Origin of the sequence: Pseudomonas sp. B21-054 (genome assembly GCF_026016345.1) — a bacterium.
Classification (GTDB): Bacteria; Pseudomonadota; Gammaproteobacteria; order Pseudomonadales; family Pseudomonadaceae; genus Aquipseudomonas.
The window spans coordinates 3,105,065-3,123,246 of sequence record NZ_CP087204.1 but is presented as its reverse complement, the minus strand read 5'-3'; the positions used below and the strand labels follow the sequence as shown (position 1 = coordinate 3,123,246).

The 18,182-nt window shown below is 62.3% G+C and carries 17 protein-coding genes; 7 read left to right on the top strand and 10 right to left on the bottom strand.

From position 1 onward, the window contains the following. Window position 1: 1 nt before the first annotated feature. Window positions 2-1,078 (bottom strand): ATP-NAD kinase family protein, encoded by a 1,077-nt coding sequence (locus LOY70_RS14045; RefSeq protein WP_265037635.1) that lies wholly within the window; start codon window positions 1,076-1,078, stop codon window positions 2-4. Window positions 1,079-1,434: 356 nt separating this feature from the next. Between LOY70_RS14045 and LOY70_RS14040 the strand changes: the two genes are divergently transcribed. Next, window positions 1,435-3,297 (top strand): sigma-54-dependent Fis family transcriptional regulator, encoded by a 1,863-nt coding sequence (locus LOY70_RS14040; RefSeq protein WP_265037633.1) that lies wholly within the window; start codon window positions 1,435-1,437, stop codon window positions 3,295-3,297. A gap of 9 nt (window positions 3,298-3,306) precedes the next feature. Here the strand turns inward: LOY70_RS14040 and LOY70_RS14035 are convergent, their stop codons facing one another. The 3 genes from LOY70_RS14035 to LOY70_RS14025 form a co-directional block, all read right to left on the bottom strand. Continuing rightward, window positions 3,307-3,636: a hypothetical protein gene (locus LOY70_RS14035; RefSeq protein WP_123344952.1), complete on the bottom strand. Its 330-nt coding sequence runs from the start codon at window positions 3,634-3,636 to the stop codon at window positions 3,307-3,309. 226 nt (window positions 3,637-3,862) lie between these two features. Then, the gene (locus tag LOY70_RS14030) at window positions 3,863-5,074 is read right to left on the bottom strand and encodes a cytochrome c biogenesis protein DipZ (protein WP_265037630.1); all 1,212 of its coding nucleotides are present in this window, start codon (window positions 5,072-5,074) and stop codon (window positions 3,863-3,865) included. A 72-nt stretch (window positions 5,075-5,146) separates the two neighbouring features. After that, window positions 5,147-5,410 carry a DUF2790 domain-containing protein gene (locus tag LOY70_RS14025; RefSeq protein ID WP_265037628.1) on the bottom strand — a complete coding sequence of 88 codons (264 nt, stop codon included), beginning with the start codon at window positions 5,408-5,410 and terminating at the stop codon, window positions 5,147-5,149. A gap of 233 nt (window positions 5,411-5,643) precedes the next feature. On the opposite strand from LOY70_RS14025, the gene LOY70_RS14020 reads away from it, so the two are divergent. Then, entirely contained in the window at window positions 5,644-6,384 is a 741-nt protein-coding gene (locus LOY70_RS14020) for a response regulator (RefSeq protein WP_265037626.1), read from the top strand. Continuing rightward, window positions 6,381-7,694 carry an ATP-binding protein gene (locus LOY70_RS14015; RefSeq protein WP_265037624.1) on the top strand — a complete coding sequence of 438 codons (1,314 nt, stop codon included), beginning with the start codon at window positions 6,381-6,383 and terminating at the stop codon, window positions 7,692-7,694. Before LOY70_RS14020 ends, LOY70_RS14015 begins: the two co-directional genes overlap by 4 nt. A 302-nt stretch (window positions 7,695-7,996) precedes the next feature. Here the strand turns inward: LOY70_RS14015 and LOY70_RS14010 are convergent, their stop codons facing one another. Both LOY70_RS14010 and LOY70_RS14005 read right to left on the bottom strand, forming a co-directional pair. Continuing rightward, on the bottom strand, window positions 7,997-8,194 hold the full coding sequence (locus LOY70_RS14010) for a YbdD/YjiX family protein (protein ID WP_003182142.1): 198 nt from the start codon (window positions 8,192-8,194) through the stop codon (window positions 7,997-7,999). A 15-nt stretch (window positions 8,195-8,209) separates the two neighbouring features. Further along, a complete protein-coding gene (locus LOY70_RS14005) occupies window positions 8,210-10,270 on the bottom strand; it encodes a carbon starvation CstA family protein (protein ID WP_265037622.1) in 2,061 nt (686 codons plus the stop codon). 213 nt (window positions 10,271-10,483) lie between these two features. On the opposite strand from LOY70_RS14005, the gene LOY70_RS14000 reads away from it, so the two are divergent. Together LOY70_RS14000 and LOY70_RS13995 are read left to right on the top strand one after the other, a co-directional pair. Next, entirely contained in the window at window positions 10,484-11,845 is a 1,362-nt protein-coding gene (locus LOY70_RS14000; RefSeq protein WP_265037620.1) for a cache domain-containing protein, read from the top strand. Between the two features lie 31 nt (window positions 11,846-11,876). Beyond that, window positions 11,877-12,509, top strand: coding sequence for a response regulator (locus tag LOY70_RS13995; protein WP_265037618.1), 633 nt, complete (start codon window positions 11,877-11,879; stop codon window positions 12,507-12,509). Window positions 12,510-12,575: 66 nt separating this feature from the next. On the opposite strand, the gene LOY70_RS13990 is transcribed toward LOY70_RS13995, so the two are convergent. From LOY70_RS13990 to LOY70_RS13980, 3 genes are all read right to left on the bottom strand, one after another. Beyond that, the gene (locus LOY70_RS13990) at window positions 12,576-13,001 is read right to left on the bottom strand and encodes a VOC family protein (RefSeq protein WP_123341274.1); all 426 of its coding nucleotides are present in this window, start codon (window positions 12,999-13,001) and stop codon (window positions 12,576-12,578) included. Between the two features lie 47 nt (window positions 13,002-13,048). Next, window positions 13,049-13,915, bottom strand: a complete 867-nt coding sequence (locus LOY70_RS13985; RefSeq protein WP_265037616.1) for an SDR family oxidoreductase — start codon at window positions 13,913-13,915, stop codon at window positions 13,049-13,051. Window positions 13,916-13,977: 62 nt separating this feature from the next. Further along, window positions 13,978-15,219, bottom strand: coding sequence for an arabinose transporter (locus LOY70_RS13980; RefSeq protein WP_265037614.1), 1,242 nt, complete (start codon window positions 15,217-15,219; stop codon window positions 13,978-13,980). Between the two features lie 148 nt (window positions 15,220-15,367). Here LOY70_RS13980 and LOY70_RS13975 point away from each other — a divergent pair, with 148 nt between their 5' ends. Together LOY70_RS13975 and LOY70_RS13970 are read left to right on the top strand one after the other, a co-directional pair. Beyond that, a complete protein-coding gene (locus LOY70_RS13975) occupies window positions 15,368-16,021 on the top strand; it encodes a TetR family transcriptional regulator (RefSeq protein ID WP_265037612.1) in 654 nt (217 codons plus the stop codon). Between the two features lie 87 nt (window positions 16,022-16,108). Continuing rightward, window positions 16,109-16,900, top strand: a complete 792-nt coding sequence (locus LOY70_RS13970) for a transporter substrate-binding domain-containing protein (protein WP_123341278.1) — start codon at window positions 16,109-16,111, stop codon at window positions 16,898-16,900. Between the two features lie 261 nt (window positions 16,901-17,161). Here LOY70_RS13970 and LOY70_RS13965 read toward each other — a convergent pair whose 3' ends face one another. Continuing rightward, window positions 17,162-18,181, bottom strand: coding sequence for a TRAP transporter substrate-binding protein (locus LOY70_RS13965; RefSeq protein ID WP_265037609.1), 1,020 nt, complete (start codon window positions 18,179-18,181; stop codon window positions 17,162-17,164). Between the last annotated feature and the right edge of the window lies 1 nt (window position 18,182).

Below are 18,182 nucleotides of genomic sequence, written 5' to 3'. Positions count from 1 at the left end.
TTTATTCTCCAGGGGTGTCTTGAAGGCGAAGGTTCAGGGGGTGTTGCGGATGTTCGCGGCCGATGGCCAGCAAACGGTGTTGCGCGGTGTAGGCCAGCACCGCGTTGACATCGATGGTCAGCGGGCCGTTGGCATCGAGGGTGACCGTGGGCCGGTCTTGCGGGTTGAATTCGATTTCCCGCTCGCCATCCAGGGCCAGGGTGCCGCTGGACAGCGACAGGCCGTGGGCGATGCCCGGTTCCAGCGGTCCGGCGGCAAGCACGCCGCAGCCTTGCAGCAGACCGGGGGCCAGCGGCACCAGCAGCGCTTCAGGCGATTGCGGGTCCAGGCGCATCCAGGCCCCGCCCGGCGCCTGGCGTGACACCGGGAACCACAGGCCGCATAGCGCCGACAAGCCGATGGATTGCGGTTCGGCGAAGGTCACGAAGACTTCGGCCAGGTCCGCCGCGCGACTGATGGCCCGGGCGCCGACAAAACGCAGCGGTGACACGGCGACATCCACCAGGGCGACTTCCCGCAGGCCTCGCGCGGCATCGCAGACCAACAAGCGCTTGTTGCGGCGCAAGCCGATCTGCGCCGGTATCCGGCCGCTGGCGTACAACCCGCCGGCCAGGCCGGCACTGGTGGCCTCGCGCAGTTCGGGGAAGGCGTTGTTGGTGCCGGTGGACAGGGTCAGCAACGGGATGTCGCCCACTTCGGCGGCGACGGCCTTGTGCGTGCCGTCGCCGCCGAGCACGGCGATCAACGCCACCTCGCGCTCGGCCATCAGCCGTGCGGCCCGGCGGGTGTCTTCGACGGTCTGGCGCAGGGTCAGGTCAAGAAACTCCAGGGCCGGCCAGTGGCTGCTGCGGGCCTGACGGCTGTGGCTGTTCTTCAACACGGCGGCGGCCATGCCGATCATGTCGGTGGGCATCAGCACCTGTTCGATGCCGGTGGCGCCGAAGGCGGCCAGCAGGCGCTGGATCACCGAGACCTTATCGGTGCTGGAAAACAACCCGGCGTTGGCGGTCAGGCGCCGCACGTCACGGCCCGACGCGGGGTTGGCGATGATGCCCACGGTCAGTGGTCGGCGGCTCATGGCACCACCGTGGGCGAAACAGGCCAGTAACCTGGGCGGCAAGACCCTCGGTAAAAAGACATAGGCACCTCGTTTTTATTATTGGATGAACCGCCAGGCGGCTGCATGGGATAGAGCAAGGCCGGTGCCAGTTATCGAAGAAACTCACGAAATGCCCGGTCCAGAGCGTTCGCTGTGCTCTAATCGACGGCGTGAACCGGACCGCTGTGAGACGTGGCATGTCAACCTGCACGAGGTGAACGCGAGACATTGAGACGTGGCGTCTCACGCCAGCCATCCGCCCTGCCAGGCTTGTCTGCGCTCGGCGAACGGCGCTTAATGTGCGCACAACGATAAGAAGCTGAACCGGAGGCCCTATGCTTTCCGCACACTCCCGGGCGCACGTGGATTGCGTCAGCCGCGTGGTGAAAAACGCCGACCAATTGCCACAACTGCCGGTCCCGGACCTGATCCTCGACTCCTGGCGTCGCTCCATGGAGCAACATCACCTGGATCCCGCCTCGCTGCAGGGCCCGCGCATCCTGTCCGAGGACGTGCTCAAGCAGTGCCGCGAGCGCTCCGAACTGTTCCTCAATATCGCCAGTGAAGAAGTGGCACGCCTGCATGGCCGGGTGCGCGACGCCGATTACTGTGTGTTGCTGACCGACGCCCAGGGCCAGACCATCGACTACCGGGTGGAAACCGCGATCCGCAATGACTGCCGCAAGGCCGGGCTGTACCTGGGCACCTGTTGGTCGGAGGGCGAAGAAGGCACCTGCGGCGTGGCGGCGGTGCTCACAGCCAAGGCCCCGGTGACGGTGCACAAGCGTGACCACTTCCGGGCCGCCTTCATCGGCCTGACCTGCTCCGCCGCGCCGGTCTTCGACCCCCAAGGTGAATTGCTCGGGGTGCTGGATGTGTCGGCGGTGCGCTCGCCGGATGATCGGCGCTCGCAGCACCTGATCCGGCAAATGGTGGTGCAGAGTGCCCGGGAAATCGAACAGGCGTTCTTCATGAGCAGCGCCCAGGGCTACTGGGTCCTGCGGGCTCACCGCAACGCCGGCTACGTCGACAGCCAGCCAGACTTCCTGTTCGCCTGGGACGACGATGGCTGCCTGCAAGCCCTGAACCCCGCCGCTCGCCAATACCTGCTGCAGCATTACGGGCAGCTACCGCAACACATCAGCCAGGTCTTCGACCAGCAACAGCTGCACCGCGCCCGTGACGAAAGCCTCTACCCGCTCGATCACGCCTTGCATGGCCGCTTGAGCGCACCTCGCCATCGGGCCAGTCCGCGTCCCCGGGTTGCAATGAGCCCATCCGAAATCGATCCTCGCCTGGCCGACAGCCTGCGCCTGGCGGTGCGGGTCAAGGACCGCAACCTGCCGGTGCTGATCCAGGGTGAAACCGGCTCCGGCAAGGAAGTCTTCGCCCGTCAACTGCATCAGGCCAGCCAGCGTCGCGATCGGCCTTTTGTGGCGCTGAACTGCGCGGCGATTCCTGAAAGCCTGATCGAGAGTGAGTTGTTCGGTTATGTCGCCGGGGCCTTCACTGGCGCCTCGGCCAAAGGCATGCAAGGCCTGTTGCAGCAGGCTGATGGCGGGACGTTGTTTCTGGATGAAATCGGTGACATGCCGTTGGCCTTGCAGACTCGCTTGTTGCGGGTGTTAGCCGAAGGTGAAGTGGCGCCCTTGGGGGCATCGCGCCGCAAGGCCGTGGACATCCAGGTGATCTGCGCCACCCACCGCGACCTGGAGACGCTGGTAGCCGCCGGCGAGTTTCGCGAGGATTTGTATTTTCGGCTGGGCGGCGCCCGCTTCCAGTTGCCGCCGCTGCGTGAGCGCACTGACCGGTTGGCGCTGATCAGCCGTATTCTTGCCGAGGAGTCGACGCTGTGCGGGGATGCGGTGCAGCTGAGCAGCGTGGCCCTGGAATGCCTGCTCGGCTATCACTGGCCAGGCAATGTCCGTCAATTGCGTCATGTGCTGCGCTACGCCTGCGCGGTGTGTGAGGCGAGCGTGATCCAACTCAGCCATCTGCCCGAGTCATTGCACAGCACCGACGCTGCTCACTCGCCGGAACCGAGCGCCAGCCCGGAGCGTCAGGCATTGCTCGACGCCCTGGTGCGCCATCGCTGGAAGCCCACCGCCGCCGCCCGGGCCCTGGGTATTTCCCGGGCGACCCTGTATCGACGGGTGCACCAGCATGGCATCGAGATGCCGGGCAGGCGCCCGGCTTGACGTTGAGCGCTATCTGCGCGCCAACTCGTGACGCACGCATTGCTCGTAGTAAGTCTGCTTGACGGCTGCGGGCTTGAGGCGCGATGCACTGTTGTAGGTTTGCTCGGTGATGCCCATGGCGGTCATGCGCATCCAGGGCCGGGGGAATTTGCGAACTTGCAATCGCTTGCGGGCGCCGTACAAGGTAATCCCGGAGAGCTTCGCGGCCTGTGCTCCCGCCGCGATGTCCGCGCCCCATCGGCACACCGACTGCTGGTTTTGCGTCAGTGCTTTGGCCTGGGCCTCAAGCGAGACGGCGGCCAGGAGAAACGTCGCTACGACCCACATAGAAATTCGCATAGGTTTGTCGCTCAACTTTCTGAAATAAAAGAAGTTTGACGACATTCAAATGAGCAAGGGGCCAGTACGGCTACCCAATTCCTGTGGTGAGGGGATTTATCCCCGTTGGGCTGCGCAGCAGCCCCATGGATCAATCTGACACACCGAGTTGTCAGGTTTTAGGGCCGCTTCGCGACCCAACGGGGATAAATCCCCTCGCCACAAGCAAGCTCCCTCGCCACGGATATCACTGGCCTGCCTTCGCCTCCTGCAACAACTGCTGAATCACCTGCTCCTGCGCGCCATAGCGCCCTTCGCCAAAGTGGCTGTAGCGCACCTGCCCCTTGGCGTCGATGAAGTAATGGGCCGGCCAGTACTGGTTATTGAAGGCGCGCCAGATCGCATATTGGTTATCGATGGCCACCGGATAATGGATGCCCAGTTTGCGCACCTGCTCGCGCACGTTGTCGATGATCTTCTCGTAGCCATATTCCGGGGTGTGGACGCCGATCACCACCAGCCCGTCCTTCTCGTACTTTTTCGCCCACTCGTTCACATAAGGCAGCGTGTGCTGGCAATTGATGCAGTCATAGGTCCAGAAATCCACCAACACCACCTTGCCCCGCAATGACTCACTGCTCAGCGGAGGCGAGTTCAGCCATTGCACCGCGCCATCCAGCGAGGGCATGGCGCCCTGGGACCCGAGGGTTGGCATGGAGTCGGCGCTGGCCTTGCTGACCACGTAGTCGATAGCCTTCGGTACCTTCTCCAGCAGGCTCTGTTCCAGGCTGGCCGAGCGTTGGGAAGAGGTGCTGGCCAACAGCCGATCATCGACGCCAGTGCCAATCGCCACGGCAGCCAGCAACACAACGACACCGGTGCCACGGCGCAACCAGCTCGTCAGCGGCAGCGAGAGTTTCAGGCGACCGATCAATCCGCGTCCGGCGAGGATCAGCACACCCAGGGACAAGGCACTGCCCAAGCCATAGGCAAGCAGTAACAGGCTGGTCTCGGCGCTGGCGCCTTGCAGCATGGCACCGGTCAGGATCACCCCGAGTATCGGCCCGGCACACGGTGCCCAGAGCAGTCCGGTGGCCACCCCGATCAGCACCGACGCTACCGGCCCGGCCATCCGCCCGGCGCTGGCGTCAATCCGATTGCCCAGGCTGACCAGCGGCCGCGACAACCATATGCCGACCCGGCTGAAGATCAGCGACAAGGCGAACAGCACCATCACCACCAGGGCGACTTGCCGGCCGACGCTGCTGGCGCGCAATACCCACTCGCTACTGACCACCGCCAGGCTCGACACCAGGGCGAACGTCAGCACCATGCCGACGAGTGTCAGCAGCACCGAGCCCCGCGAGCGATTGGCACGGGCGAACAGAAACGGCACCACGGGGAGAATACAGGGGCTGAGGATCGTCAGGATCCCGCCGAGGAAAGCGATCAGAAGCATGGGATCACCACTGGATAGTTGAAAATAGTACGCAATAATAATTAGTTAACTTATATTTATAATGTTTTACTTTCAGTTACCGTCATTGCAATTGTCGGCAAGCTTGCGGTAGTCCAGCGCCTGCTTGTGGCCCGCTGAGTCCAGATAGATCATCTCGGCGTTCACCACGCCGCAGGCCGGGTTGGCGTCTTCGGTGATGGACAGCACCTTCCGGATGTCCAGGTGGGTGCCGTAGGTATAGGTTTGCGCCTGGACGTTGCTTTCGGCCCGGGCCGACAGGGTGCAGATGTTCAGCGTGGCGAAGAGGCAAGCGGCGTAGATGGCTTTGGTGTTCATGGCGGTGTCCTCGAGTCATTCAATGAGTGTGTTTTCTGCCGAGGCTTGTTGTGTTGCCTCGATGGAAGCCATTGAATGCCGTTGAGGTATCGCGTCTGTATCGAGCCAGGTGGCTTTTTGCATCCCTGTGTATCCGTCGCACGCCAGATACACTGCAATACAAACCGTCGCAGGCCGGGCCGGCCGACGCCTGTAGACTGATCACAACGAAACGCCAAGAGGGGCTGGACACCATGGATCATGTCGATCACGTGTTGATAGTGGATGACGATCGCGAGATCAGAGAGCTGGTTGGCAACTACCTGAAGAAGAACGGCCTGCGCACCACTGTCGTCGCCGATGGCCGGCAAATGCGCGCGTTCCTGGAAACCACCCCGGTGGACCTGATCGTGCTGGACATCATGATGCCCGGCGATGACGGCCTGGTGCTGTGCCGGGAGCTGCGCGCCGGCAAGCACAAAGCCACGCCGGTACTGATGCTCACCGCCCGCAACGACGAAACCGACCGCATCATCGGCCTGGAAATGGGCGCCGACGATTACCTGGTCAAACCCTTCGCCGCCCGCGAGCTGCTGGCGCGAATCAATGCCGTACTTCGCCGTACCCGGATGCTGCCGCCCAACCTGGTGGTCACTGAAAGCGGTCGCCTGCTGGCCTTCGGGCGCTGGCGCCTGGACACCACCGCCCGCCACCTGCTGGACGCCGATGGCACCATGGTCGCCTTGAGTGGCGCCGAATATCGGCTGCTGCGGGTGTTCCTCGACCACCCGCAACGGGTACTCAACCGTGACCAGTTGCTCAACCTGACCCAGGGCCGGGACGCCGATCTGTTCGATCGCTCCATCGACCTGCTGGTCAGCCGCCTGCGTCAGCGCCTGTTGGACGATGCCCGGGAACCGGCCTATATCAAGACCGTGCGTAGCGAAGGCTATGTGTTCTCGCTGCCGGTGGAGATCCTCGAGGCTTCGGTATGAGTCTGCCATTGCATTGGCCGCGTACCCTCGCCTCGCGGCTGTCGCTGATTTTCCTGATAGGGCTGATCCTGGCCCAGGGGCTGTCGTTTGGTGCCCAGTATTACGAGCGCTACCAGACGGCCAAATCCACCATGCTCGGCAACCTGGAAACCGATGTCTCGACCTCCGTTGCCATCCTCGACCGCCTGCCTGCCGCCGAACGCCCGGCCTGGCTACCCAAACTCGCCCGGCGCAACTACGGCTACCTGCTAGATGAAGGCCAGCCCGGCCAGCCGATGGACCTTACCGACGCCCCCGTGTCGGTGAGCTCGATCCAAGAGGCCATCGGCCAGGCCTACGCCCTGACCTTCAATCAGATACCCGGGCCGAAAATGCACTACCAGGCTCACCTGCGCCTGGGCGACGGCAGCCCGCTGACCATCGATGTACGTCCGGCGATGATGCCCCTCTCCCTCTGGCTGCCGGTGGTGTTGCTGGGGCAGTTGGCACTGCTGATCGGCTGCACCTGGCTGGCCGTACGCATCGCCGTCGGCCCGCTGACCCGGTTGGCCGGAGCAGTGGAAACCCTCGATCCGAACGTCCACAGCGTACGCCTGGACGAAAAGGGCCCGACCGAAGTGGTCCATGCCGCCAAGGCGTTCAATGCCATGCAGGATCGCATCGCAGCCTACCTCAAGGAGCGCATGCAATTGCTGGCGGCTATTTCCCATGACTTGCAGACGCCCATCACACGCATGAAGCTGCGCGCCGAATTCATGGACGACGGCATTGAGAAGGACAAGCTGTGGAGCGACTTGAGCGAAATGGAACACCTGGTACGCGAAGGCGTGGCCTATGCCCGCAGCGTCCACGGCGCCACCGAGGCCAGCTGCCGCATCAGCCTGGACGCGTTTCTCGACAGCCTGGTGTTCGACTATCAGGACACCGGGCAGGATGTGCAGCTTTCCGGGAAAAACGCCGCCGTCATCGACACCCGCCCCCACGCCCTGCGCCGGGTGTTGGTCAACCTGGTGGACAATGCGTTGAAGTTTGGCGGTGCGGCCCGGATCGAGGTGCAAGAGGGCGAAAACGGTCAATTGGCGATCCAGGTATTGGACCGTGGCCCTGGCATCAACGAACAGGAACTGGCCGAAGTCCTCAAGCCGTTCTACCGGGTAGAAAGCTCGCGTAACCGGGAAACCGGCGGCACCGGATTAGGCTTGGCCATTGCCCAGCAACTGGCGAACGCCATGGGCGGTTCATTGACCTTGAGCAACCGCGACGGTGGCGGGCTGTGCGCCGAGCTGCGGCTCAGTCGTGAAACTCGGTAACTCCACAGAGGGTCTGTGGAATACGCAAATGTTGAAACCACCCCAAAACAACTGTGGGAGCGGGCTTGCTCGCGAAGGCGGAGTGTCAGCCACATCAATGGCGACTGACCCGACGCCATCGCGAGCAAGCTCGCTCCCACAAGTGGATCTGTGGTAGCACGCAGATGTTGCCCCCCCAAAAACAACTGTGGGAGCGAGCTTGCTCGCGATGGCGGTGGGTCAGTCAACATCATCATTAACTGACACTCCGCCTTCGCGAGCAAGCCCGCTCCCACAGGGGGTACTTCAACCCAAGCGGTGCTTCAACAACACTTGGGCCCACCCTTGCCACCGTAACGGGCCTCCTGGCGTTCGCGGAAGAACGCCTCATAGTCCATCATCGGCTTGTCCGGGTGTTTGGTTTGCATGTGCTCGACGTAGTTGTCGTAGTCGGGCATGCCGACCATCAGGCGCGCGGCCTGACCGAGGTATTTACCGAGGCGACTCAAGTCATTGAACATCGTTGCAATCCTCTATCAAGCGTCCGGCACGGCCTGGAATGGCGCTTCCTTGTCCGTGCGTTCCTGGGTACCCCAGGCGGCGATGCCGACCTTGAGTGCGTAGAACAGGATGCTGAAGACCACGAACAGGAACAACACCGTCAGCGTGGCGTTGGTGTAGGCGTTGAACACCACGTGCTGCATCTGCTCGATGCTCTTGGCCGGGGCCAGGACCTGGCCGGCCGCCAGGGCATCGTTGTATTTGCGCGCCAGGGCCAGGAAGCCGATCGCCGGGTTGGCGTCGAACAGCTTGATCAGGCCCGCCGTGGTGGTGCAGATCAACAGCCAGACCGCCGGCAGCATGGTCACCCAGACGTAGCGCTGGCGCTTCATCTTGATCAGCACCACGGTGGCGAGCATCAGGGCGATACCGGCCAGCATCTGGTTGGAGATGCCGAACAGCGGCCACAAGGTGTTGATGCCGCCCAGCGGATCGATCACGCCCTGGTACAGCAGGTAGCCCCACAGCGCCACGCAACCGGCGGTGGCGATCAGGTTGGCGGTCCAGGATTCGGTGCGCTTGAGCGCCGGCACGAACGAGCCCAGCAAGTCCTGCAGCATGAACCGCCCGGCACGGGTGCCGGCGTCCACCGCCGTGAGGATGAACAGCGCTTCGAACAGGATCGCGAAGTGGTACCAGAACGCCATGGTGTTTTCACCCGGCAGCACCGAATGCAGGATCTGCGCGATACCGACCGCCAGGGTCGGCGCACCGCCGGCACGGGCCAGGACGGTGGTTTCGCCGATGTCCTTGGCCACCGCTTGCAGCGCCTCGGGGGTGATTGCAAAGCCCCAGCTGCTGACGGTTTGCGCCACGGCCACCACGTCACCGCCGACGATGGCCGCCGGGCTGTTCATGGCGAAGTACACGCCTGGCTCGATCACCGAAGCGGCCACCATGGCCATGATCGCCACGAACGACTCCATCAGCATGCCGCCGTAACCGATGTAGCGGGCGTTGACTTCGTTATCCAGCAGCTTGGGCGTGGTGCCCGAGGAGATCAGCGCATGGAAGCCCGAGACCGCGCCACAGGCGATGGTGATGAACAGGAACGGGAACAGCCCGCCCTTCCACACCGGCCCGGTGCCGTCGGTGAACTGGGTCAGCGCCGGCATTTTCAGCTCGGGCATGGTGACCAGGATGCCGATGGCCAGGGCGACGATGGTGCCGATCTTGAGGAACGTCGACAGGTAGTCCCGCGGGGCCAGGATCAGCCACACCGGCAGCACCGCCGCGACGAAACCGTAGCCGATCAGCATCCAGGTGATCTGGATCCCAGTGAAGGAGAAGGCCTTGGCCCAGACCGGGTCGGCGGCGATCTGCCCGCCCAGCCAGATCGAGCCCAGCAGCAACAGCACGCCGATGAGCGAGATTTCACCGATGCGACCCGGGCGGATGTAGCGCATGTAGATGCCCATGAACATCGCGATCGGGATGGTCGCCATCACCGTGAAGATCCCCCACGGGCTCTCGGCCAGGGCCTTGACCACGATCAGCGCCAGCACCGCGAGGATAATGATCATGATCAGGAAGCAGCCGAACAGCGCGATGGTGCCGGGGATGCGGCCCATTTCTTCGCGGACCATGTCGCCCAGGGAACGACCGTTACGGCGGGTGGACAGGAACAGGATCATGAAGTCCTGCACCGCACCGGCCAGCACCACGCCGGCAATCAGCCAGAGCGTGCCGGGCAGGTAGCCCATCTGCGCCGCCAATACCGGCCCGACCAGCGGCCCCGCGCCGGCAATGGCCGCGAAGTGGTGGCCGAAAAGGATGTGTTTGTTGGTCGGGACATAGTCCAGGCCGTCGTTGTTGAGCACAGCGGGGGTGGCCCGGCGCGCATCGAGTTGCATCACGTTGTTGGCGATGAAGAGGCTGTAGTAGCGGTAGGCGACCAGGTAGATGGCCACGGCGGCGACGACGATCCAGAGGGCGTTGATGGGTTCGCCGCGGCGCAAGGCCACGACACTCAACGCACAAGCTCCCAGAACAGCCACGGCAAACCAGGCGAGGTGTTTAACCAGACGGGTTGTCATTGCGTGTCTCCTGCCGATATCCAGTGGATTGCGGCGATTGTTTTTATAGTGTGCCCCGGCTATTCGGAGCGGGCCCAATATCCCTGTATGCCGTCAATAAATAAATCCGTAGTACTACGTAGAACCCGCTCCCACAGGTTTGGATGTCTCATCCATGGGTTTGGCATATGATGCCGCCATTCGCCTCCCCGCTGAGCCCGGACAGGAGTACAGATGCTGCTTAAACACAAAATCGTCGCCCTCGGTATTTTGCCTCTGGTCCTGGCGATTGCTGTCATCTGCGCCCTGGTGATCTCCCTGAACCGACAATTGGGCGATCAACAGGCGCAATTGATCGAAGACAGCATCCTGGCGAGCAAGCGCGCCGAGTTGAAAAACTACGTCGAGATGGCGCAGAGCCTGATCGCCCCGCTGTATAACGACGGCTTGGGCGACGAACGTGCGCAGCAGCAGGTCCTGGAGGAACTGCGCAAGCTCAGCTTCGGCATCAACGGTTACTTTTTCGTGTACGACCGCCAGGGTCGCAGCCTGATGCACGCCCGTCAGTCGGAGCTGGTGGGGCAGTACCTCTGGGACATGAAGGATCCCCACGGCTTGCCCGTCATCCAGGCGCTGCTCAAAAGCGCCGAGTCGGGCGAAGGTTTCCAGCGTTATGCCTGGAACAAGCCCTCCTCCGGCCAGGTCACCGACAAGCTGGCCTACGTGGTGATGCTGGACCGCTGGGGCTGGATGCTGGGCACCGGGATTTACCTGGAGGATGTCGAGCGCGCCACCCAGCAGGCCCGCGACGAGGTGGCCCAGGGCATCCACACCACCATGCAGGCCATCGCCGCCATCGCCTTGGTGGCAGTACTGCTGGTGTTTGCCGGCGGCATGACCCTCAACGTCAGCGAACATCGCCTGGCCGACAAGAAGCTGCAGCGGTTGAACCAGCGCATTGTCAGCTTGCAGGAAGAAGAGCGCTCGCGGGTGTCTCGCGAGCTTCACGACGGCATCAGCCAGTTGTTGGTGTCGATCAAATTCCAGTTCGAACTGGCCAGCCATGTGCTGGAAAACGGCCAGGAAAATGGCTTGGGCATTTTGAAGAATGCGACTGATCGGCTGGGAGAAGCCATCGGCGAGATCCGCAGCATTTCCCACGATTTGCGTTCGTCCCTGCTCGACACGCTGGGGCTGCCTGCCGCCATCGGTCAGCTCGCGACTGAGTTCCAGCAACGCAGCGGACTCGAGGTGTCCTACAGAAGCAATGAGTTCGATTGCCGGCTGGAAAACGGCGCGCCCGTTTCACTGTTCCGCATTGCCCAGGAAGCCCTGACCAATATCGAGCGTCACGCCGGGGCGAAAAGCGTCGGCATCACCTTGTTTGGTTCCAGCCAGTCCTTGCGCCTGACGGTGGTGGATGACGGGATGGGGTTCAACGTGCCGCAGGTCGAACGCGGCCATACCGGCATCGGCCTACGCAACATCCGCGAACGCGTCGAGCATTTCGGTGGACGCCTGGAGCTGACGTCGGTGCCGGGACGAAGCGAACTGGACATCCTGCTGCCCATGAACCTGTCGGCGACAGAAAGCTGATGCGCGCCCATTCCAACAAGAGCACCTGCCGATGAGCCTGCCCCCTGCGATCCGCGTTGCGCTGGTCGACGATCACTCCCTGGTCCGCGACGGCATCAGGGCCCTGCTGTCTGTAATGCCTCAATTGAACGTGGTGGGCGAAGCCGAGAACGGCGCGCAGGCGATCGAGATGGTCGGTCGCTGCCAACCGGACCTGCTGCTGGTGGACATCAGCCTCAAGGACATGAACGGGCTTGAACTGACCCGGCAGCTGGGCAAGCAATACCCCAGCCTCAAGATCCTCATCCTGAGCATGTACGACAATTACGAGTACGTGAGCGAGTCCGTGCGCTCCGGCGCCAGCGGCTATGTGCTCAAGAATGCCCCATCGCGGGAAATCATCGCGGCCATCGAAGCCATCATCAGCGGCGGCACCTTCTACAGCGCCGAGATCGCCCAACGGCTCGCTACCGACCAGAACAGCGATAACGAACTGACGCCACGGGAGAGCCAGGTGCTGTACAAAATGGTCCAGGGCCTGAACAACAAGGAAATGGCCCGCGAACTGGACATCAGCGTGCGAACCGTCGAAACCCACCGCCTGAGCATCCGCCGCAAGCTGAACATCGACAAACCCGCGGCGCTGGTGAAATACGCGATCGACCACGGGATCATTTCGCGCTGAATGGCGCTCGGCTGACGCTTCTGTGGCGGGGAGATTTATCCCCTTGCCACAGAGATCAGCATCGCGCTACTTCGCGAACAACTGGCTCATATCCTTGAACGCCTTGAACTCCAGCGCGTTGCCGCAAGGGTCGAACAAGAACATCGTCGCCTGCTCACCCACCTGGCCCTGGAAGCGGATATAGGGCTCGATCACGAACGTTGTGCCAAAGGACTTCAAACGCTCGGCCAATGCCTCCCACTCCTCCCAGCCCAGCACCACGCCAAAATGCGGGACAGGCACGTCGTGGCCGTCTACCGGGTTGCTGTGGACGCTTTCCTGGGACGCCGTCTTCGGCTGTTCATGAATCACCAACTGATGACCGAAGAAATTGAAATCGACCCATTGCGCGCTGGAGCGACCTTCTGGCAATCCGAACACATCACCGTAAAAAGCACGGGCAGCCGCGAGGTCATAAACGGGAATAGCCAGGTGAAAGGGAGCAAGACTCATCAGGACACCCACATTTTCGAGAAAGAACAGTCAGTCTAGCGCCACTCTCACCCAAGGTAGTAACCCGGTTGGTCCAGGTCTGTCAGCAGGTCAGGACCGTTCGGCGTCCAGCCTAACAATGCTCGCGTGTGCGCACTGGACGCCGCCATGTCTGCACCGGCCATGCGCGCGAACCAGCCGAAGTGCTCGCGCTCGCGTGACGCCGTCGGCAAGCCCAGGTGGCGACCGAGTACCTGGGCAATGGCCTTGAACGGTACTGACTCATCAGCGACCGCGTGGTACACGGACTGCGTCACGCCTTGCTCGAGCGCCAGCCGGTAGACCTTCGCGGCATCCAACCGATGCACACCTGACCAGCAATTGCGCCCCTCACCGAGGTAAGCCGATACACCCGTCTCTCGCGCCAGACGAATCAGGATGGGGATGAAGCCATAGTCGCCCATTCCATGGACCGAAGGCGCCAGCCGCACAGTGGCCGCGCGTACGCCCCGCTCGGCCACCGCCCGGGCGGCCGCCTCGGATTTGCGCAGAGAGGCGGGACTGGCCACTTCAAGTTCGACCGCACCCCGGCTCAGCCCGGACAAACCCGAGGTGACGAGCAATGGACGGCTGGAACCTTGCAACGCGCTGCCTAGCGCCTCGATCACGCGACGATCCTGCTCGGCGTTTTCGGCGAACCTGGAAAAGTCATGATTGAACGCCGTGTGGATCACCGCGTCCGCCGCCAGCGCCGCGGTCTGCAAGACCTCGATGTCGTCAAGGGTCCCGCGCACCACCTTCGCGCCGGTGGCTGCGAGCCTGGCGACCTTGTCCTCTGAACGGGCCAACCCGGTGACTCGGTAGCCCGCGCCGAGCAAATCCTCGACCACTGCCGACCCAACCCAACCGGTGGCGCCGGTAACGAATACGTGCATATGCAACGCTCCTGTTCTGGAAAAAAAGCGGGATCTCGAAACCTCTATAACCTATGCCCGGCTCAAGATTTGTATGGAATGTGTACGAACTGCTTTGCATTGGCCTGCCCCATCAACAGCAGCAAAGCCATGCCAAAGGACAGCGCGACAGCCACGGCGCCGCCCAGGTAAACCGCCTCGATCCCCCAGCCACTCGCCAATACGCCGGCCAGCGGACTGGTGATGCCCAGGGAAATATCAAGGAATGCTACATAGGCGCCCATGGCCAGGCCGCGGGTTTGCGCCGGAACCCGCTTTACCGCCTCCACCCCAAAGCCTGGGAAGGCCAGCGAATAGCCGAACCCGGTCAACGCCGTGCCCAGATACGCGATGAGCGCGGTATCGGCTCCCCAGATCAACAGCAGGCCGACAGCCTCGATGACCACACAGACCAAGGCCACCTGCGCACCACCAAGCTTGTCCGGAAGATGCCCAAACAAGAGGCGAGCCCCAATGAATGCCAGGCCGAACGCGGTGAACGCCAGCGAGGAGTTACCCCAACCTTTGCTGGCAAATAACAGCGCGATGAACGCGGTGACAACCCCAAACCCGACGCTGCAAAACGCCAATCCCATGCCAGGGGCCCAGACACTACCCAGGACTTTGTAGAAAGGCGTGCGCCGGGTCGCCGTGGGGGCGATAACCCTGACCTTGGCGACGACCACCAGGGCCAGCAGTGGGATGAACACTGTAGCCACGGCGATGCCCATGAACCCCCACAGCGCATTCATGAATACGCCAGCCGGCGCACCCAACGCAAAGGCGCCGTACATGGCGATGCCATTCCAGGCCATGACCTTGCCCGCATGCTGTGGTCCGACCAGGCCAATGCCCCAACCCAACGCGCCGGTGACAATCAGGCTTTCGCCCATGGCCAGGATGACGCGGCCCAGGACCAGCAGCCAGACTGAAACCAGCGGCATGCCGACGAAGGCCAGGGAGACCAGGTAAACCAGGCCGGAACAGGCCGCCGTTATCAGGCCGGCGATGACCGCGCGCTGGGTGCCACGTATATCGGCAAAGTTGCCAGCCCAGGAGCGCGACAGCAGCGCAGCGGCGAACTGCGCGCCCACCACCAGCCCTATCACGAGCGTCCCCATGCCCAACGTATCGTGCAGATGCAGGGGCAAGACCGGCAGTTGCATGCCAATCGTCAGGAAGCCGATGAACACCGTCAGGACCAGTGGCAGCAGCGTCAACACCGGAGGGGTACTGGCGGCCGTCGGGGCCGCCGAAGAAGCAGGTTGAGCGTGTTTGTCAGTCATAGGAATAACCAGAAGAAAGCGTGGCGAAAAGGGGTGACGTTGAATGCCGTTCAAAGGGCGACTAGAATGCGATCAATTCGTCGCATTCAGAATACGAATACTTCGTCGTATTTTCTATTCGCATTCCCCCTTCGAGGTTCACCCCCGCATGTCCGAGCGCCCTAGCCCCCAGATTTCCTCGCGCAAACAGCCGAAACAGGCGCGCTCCGCCGAGCTCGTGGCAGCGGTCCTGGAAGCGGCTGTTCAGGTTTTGGCGACCCACGGCGCCCCTCGCTTCACCGTGGCCCGCGTTGCCGAGCGAGCGGGCGTCAGCGTCGGCTCGGTGTACCAGTATTTCCCGAACAAAGCGGCCATCCTGTTCCGGCTGCAGAGTGATGAGTGGCAACAAACCACCGCGATGCTGCGCAGGATTCTTGAAGACAACGCCAAGCCGCCCTTCGAGCGGTTGAGGGCACTGGTGCAGGCGTTCATCCAATCCGAATGCGACGAGGCGCAGATACGCATCGCCCTCAACGACGCCGCCCCTCTCTACCGTGACGCCCCCGAGCACCAGACGGCGCGGACGTCGGTGCAGCAGTCGGTGGACGCTTTCATGCTGCAAGTGCTGCCGGATAGTTGCGAGCATACCCGCGCCCTGGCCGGTGACCTGATCATCACGACGCTCAGTTCCGTGGGTAAGCGATTTTCGGCAACGCCTCGCTCCGACGAGCAAATCCAGACGTATGCCGGTGCCATGGCCGATATGTTTTGCGGCTACCTGAAGAGCCTGCAGCAAAAAACGCCCGAGACCACCCCAGGCTGATCGCTCGTCTCGACGCTCCAGTGACAGCCTGCCGGCACTTTTACTACACTCGACGGCCTTGTCCTCCCTTGCGAGCCGTCCATTCCTATGAAAAACATAACAAGCACGATGACGATCTGCGGCCTGCTGGCGCTCTGCGGCAATGCCTTGGCGGAGCCCGCGCCCTCGCACCTGGATCAGGTCCTGCAGCGAGGCGAACTGCAGGTGTGCACCACGGGCGACTACAAGCCCTACACCTACAAAGCTGAAACAGGCGAATACGAAGGCATCGACATCGACATGGCCCGCTCACTGGCCGCCAGCCTGGGCGTCAAGGTGCAGTGGGTGCAGACCACCTGGAAAACCCTGATGCCGGACATGCAGGCAGGTAAGTGCGACATCGGCATGGGCGGGATTTCGGTGACGCTGGAACGTCAGAAGAAAGCCTTCTTCAGCAACACTCTGGACGTGGATGGCAAGATCCCGCTGGTACGTTGCGAAGACCAGTCGCGCTATCAGACCATCGAGCAGATCAATCAACCTTCGGTGCGCCTGGTGGAACCGGCCGGCGGCACCAACGAAGCCTTCGTGCGGGCCTTCCTGCCCAAGGGCCAGCTCAACTTCCACGACAACGTGACCATCTTCCAGGAACTGCTGGACAAGAAAGCCGACGTGATGATTACCGATGCCTCGGAAGCGCTCTACCAGCAAAAACTCAAGCCGGGCCTCTGCGCCGTCAACCCGACCCGTTACCTGCAATATGGCGAGAAGGCCTACCTGCTGCCACGGGATGACACCACCTGGAAAATGTACGTTGACCAGTGGCTGCACCTGAGCAAGGCGAACGGCAGCTACCAGAAAGTCATTGGACAGTGGCTGGCGGTTCCGGGCGCTCAATAACCGCTCACGGAAGAAAAAAATCTGTGGGAGCGAGCTTGCTCGCGATGGCGTCAGGTCAGCCGCATTGATGCTGGCTGACACACCGCTATCGCGAGCAAGCTCGCTCCCACAAGGAGATGTGTGTCGAGCGCGGATTGCATGCCCACTGAAAGTCCAGTGTGGGAGCGAGCTTGCTCGCGATAGCGTCAGGTCAGCCGCATTGATGTAGCTGAGCTCGCTCCCACAGATTTGATCGGCTCAAGGCCTGGTGTTGGGCTCAGCTCACTGCGCCGCGCGCACCTTGGCGATTTCGTCGTACATCATCTTCACCAGGTTGGCATCCAGGGATTTGGCGAACTTGTCGATCACCGGTTGCACCCGCTCGCGAAAGCGATCTTTCTCGGCCGGGGTGATTTCGTTCACAGTCATCGCGCCAGCCAGTGTCGCTTTCGCCTTATCCATGCTCGCGGTGGTGACTTCCCGCTGGAATTTTTGTGCTTCGGCCGCCGCCTCGCGAATCATCGTCTTTTCATCGTCATTGAGGCGATTCCAGGTCTTCTGGCTGATGATCAACGACTGCGGATTGAAAATATGTCCGGTCACCGAGAGGTACTTCTGCACCTCATAGAACTTATTGCCCTCGATCACCGTGAATGGGTTCTCCTGACCATCGATGGTGTGCTGTTCAAGGCCGGTATAGACCTCGGGGAAGGCCATCGGCACAGGGTTGGCCCCCAGGGCGGAGAAGGTTTCCAGGTAGATCGGCGACTGGATGACGCGAATTTTCAAGCCCTGCATGTCTTCGAGCCTGGTCACTGGATGCTTGCTGTTGGTCAGGCTGCGGAAACCCAGGTCCCAATAGCCCAGGCCCACCAGGCCTTTGCTGTCCAGTTGCGCGGCCAGTTTCTGGCCGACCGGTCCATCGATCACCGCATGGGCTTCCTCGGCGTTATTGAACAGGAACGGGAAATCGAGCATGGCATAGTCCGGAGCCTGGGCCGCCAGGATGCCGGAGTTGAGCACGGTCAGGTCCAGCGTGCCGCCCTGCAAGGCCGACACGGTCTGCACGTCGCCGCCCAAGGTGCCGCCAGGGAACAGACGCACCTTGATCTTGCCACCGCTCTTCGCGCTGAGCAGGTCGGCGAACTTCTGCGCGCCCTGCCCTTGCGGATGCTCCTTGACGTTCTGGAACGCGAATCGCAGGGTGCGTTCACGAATCTCGTCCGCGTGGCTCGCCACGCTGCCCAGCAACAACCCCGTTGCGCATGCCCCGGCCAACAGGGTTTTCATCAGTTTTCGCATG

Bases quoted from the DNA above. Each gene is read 5' to 3' on its own strand.
- LOY70_RS13990 (WP_123341274.1), bottom strand. From the start codon at position 13,001: ATGAGTCTTGCTCCCTTTCACCTGGCTATTCCCGTTTATGACCTCGCG.
- LOY70_RS14025 (WP_265037628.1), bottom strand. From the start codon at position 5,410: ATGAACACCAAAGCCATCTACGCCGCTTGCCTCTTCGCCACGCTGAAC.
- LOY70_RS13975 (WP_265037612.1), top strand. From the start codon at position 15,368: ATGTCCGAGCGCCCTAGCCCCCAGATTTCCTCGCGCAAACAGCCGAAA.
- LOY70_RS14000 (WP_265037620.1), top strand. From the start codon at position 10,484: ATGCTGCTTAAACACAAAATCGTCGCCCTCGGTATTTTGCCTCTGGTC.
- LOY70_RS13965 (WP_265037609.1), bottom strand. From the start codon at position 18,181: ATGCGAAAACTGATGAAAACCCTGTTGGCCGGGGCATGCGCAACGGGG.
- LOY70_RS14045 (WP_265037635.1), bottom strand. From the start codon at position 1,078: ATGAGCCGCCGACCACTGACCGTGGGCATCATCGCCAACCCCGCGTCG.
- LOY70_RS13995 (WP_265037618.1), top strand. From the start codon at position 11,877: ATGAGCCTGCCCCCTGCGATCCGCGTTGCGCTGGTCGACGATCACTCC.
- LOY70_RS14005 (WP_265037622.1), bottom strand. From the start codon at position 10,270: ATGACAACCCGTCTGGTTAAACACCTCGCCTGGTTTGCCGTGGCTGTT.
- LOY70_RS13980 (WP_265037614.1), bottom strand. From the start codon at position 15,219: ATGACTGACAAACACGCTCAACCTGCTTCTTCGGCGGCCCCGACGGCC.
- LOY70_RS14035 (WP_123344952.1), bottom strand. From the start codon at position 3,636: ATGCGAATTTCTATGTGGGTCGTAGCGACGTTTCTCCTGGCCGCCGTC.
- LOY70_RS14020 (WP_265037626.1), top strand. From the start codon at position 5,644: ATGGATCATGTCGATCACGTGTTGATAGTGGATGACGATCGCGAGATC.
- LOY70_RS14015 (WP_265037624.1), top strand. From the start codon at position 6,381: ATGAGTCTGCCATTGCATTGGCCGCGTACCCTCGCCTCGCGGCTGTCG.
- LOY70_RS13970 (WP_123341278.1), top strand. From the start codon at position 16,109: ATGAAAAACATAACAAGCACGATGACGATCTGCGGCCTGCTGGCGCTC.
- LOY70_RS14040 (WP_265037633.1), top strand. From the start codon at position 1,435: ATGCTTTCCGCACACTCCCGGGCGCACGTGGATTGCGTCAGCCGCGTG.
- LOY70_RS14030 (WP_265037630.1), bottom strand. From the start codon at position 5,074: ATGCTTCTGATCGCTTTCCTCGGCGGGATCCTGACGATCCTCAGCCCC.
- LOY70_RS13985 (WP_265037616.1), bottom strand. From the start codon at position 13,915: ATGCACGTATTCGTTACCGGCGCCACCGGTTGGGTTGGGTCGGCAGTG.
- LOY70_RS14010 (WP_003182142.1), bottom strand. From the start codon at position 8,194: ATGTTCAATGACTTGAGTCGCCTCGGTAAATACCTCGGTCAGGCCGCG.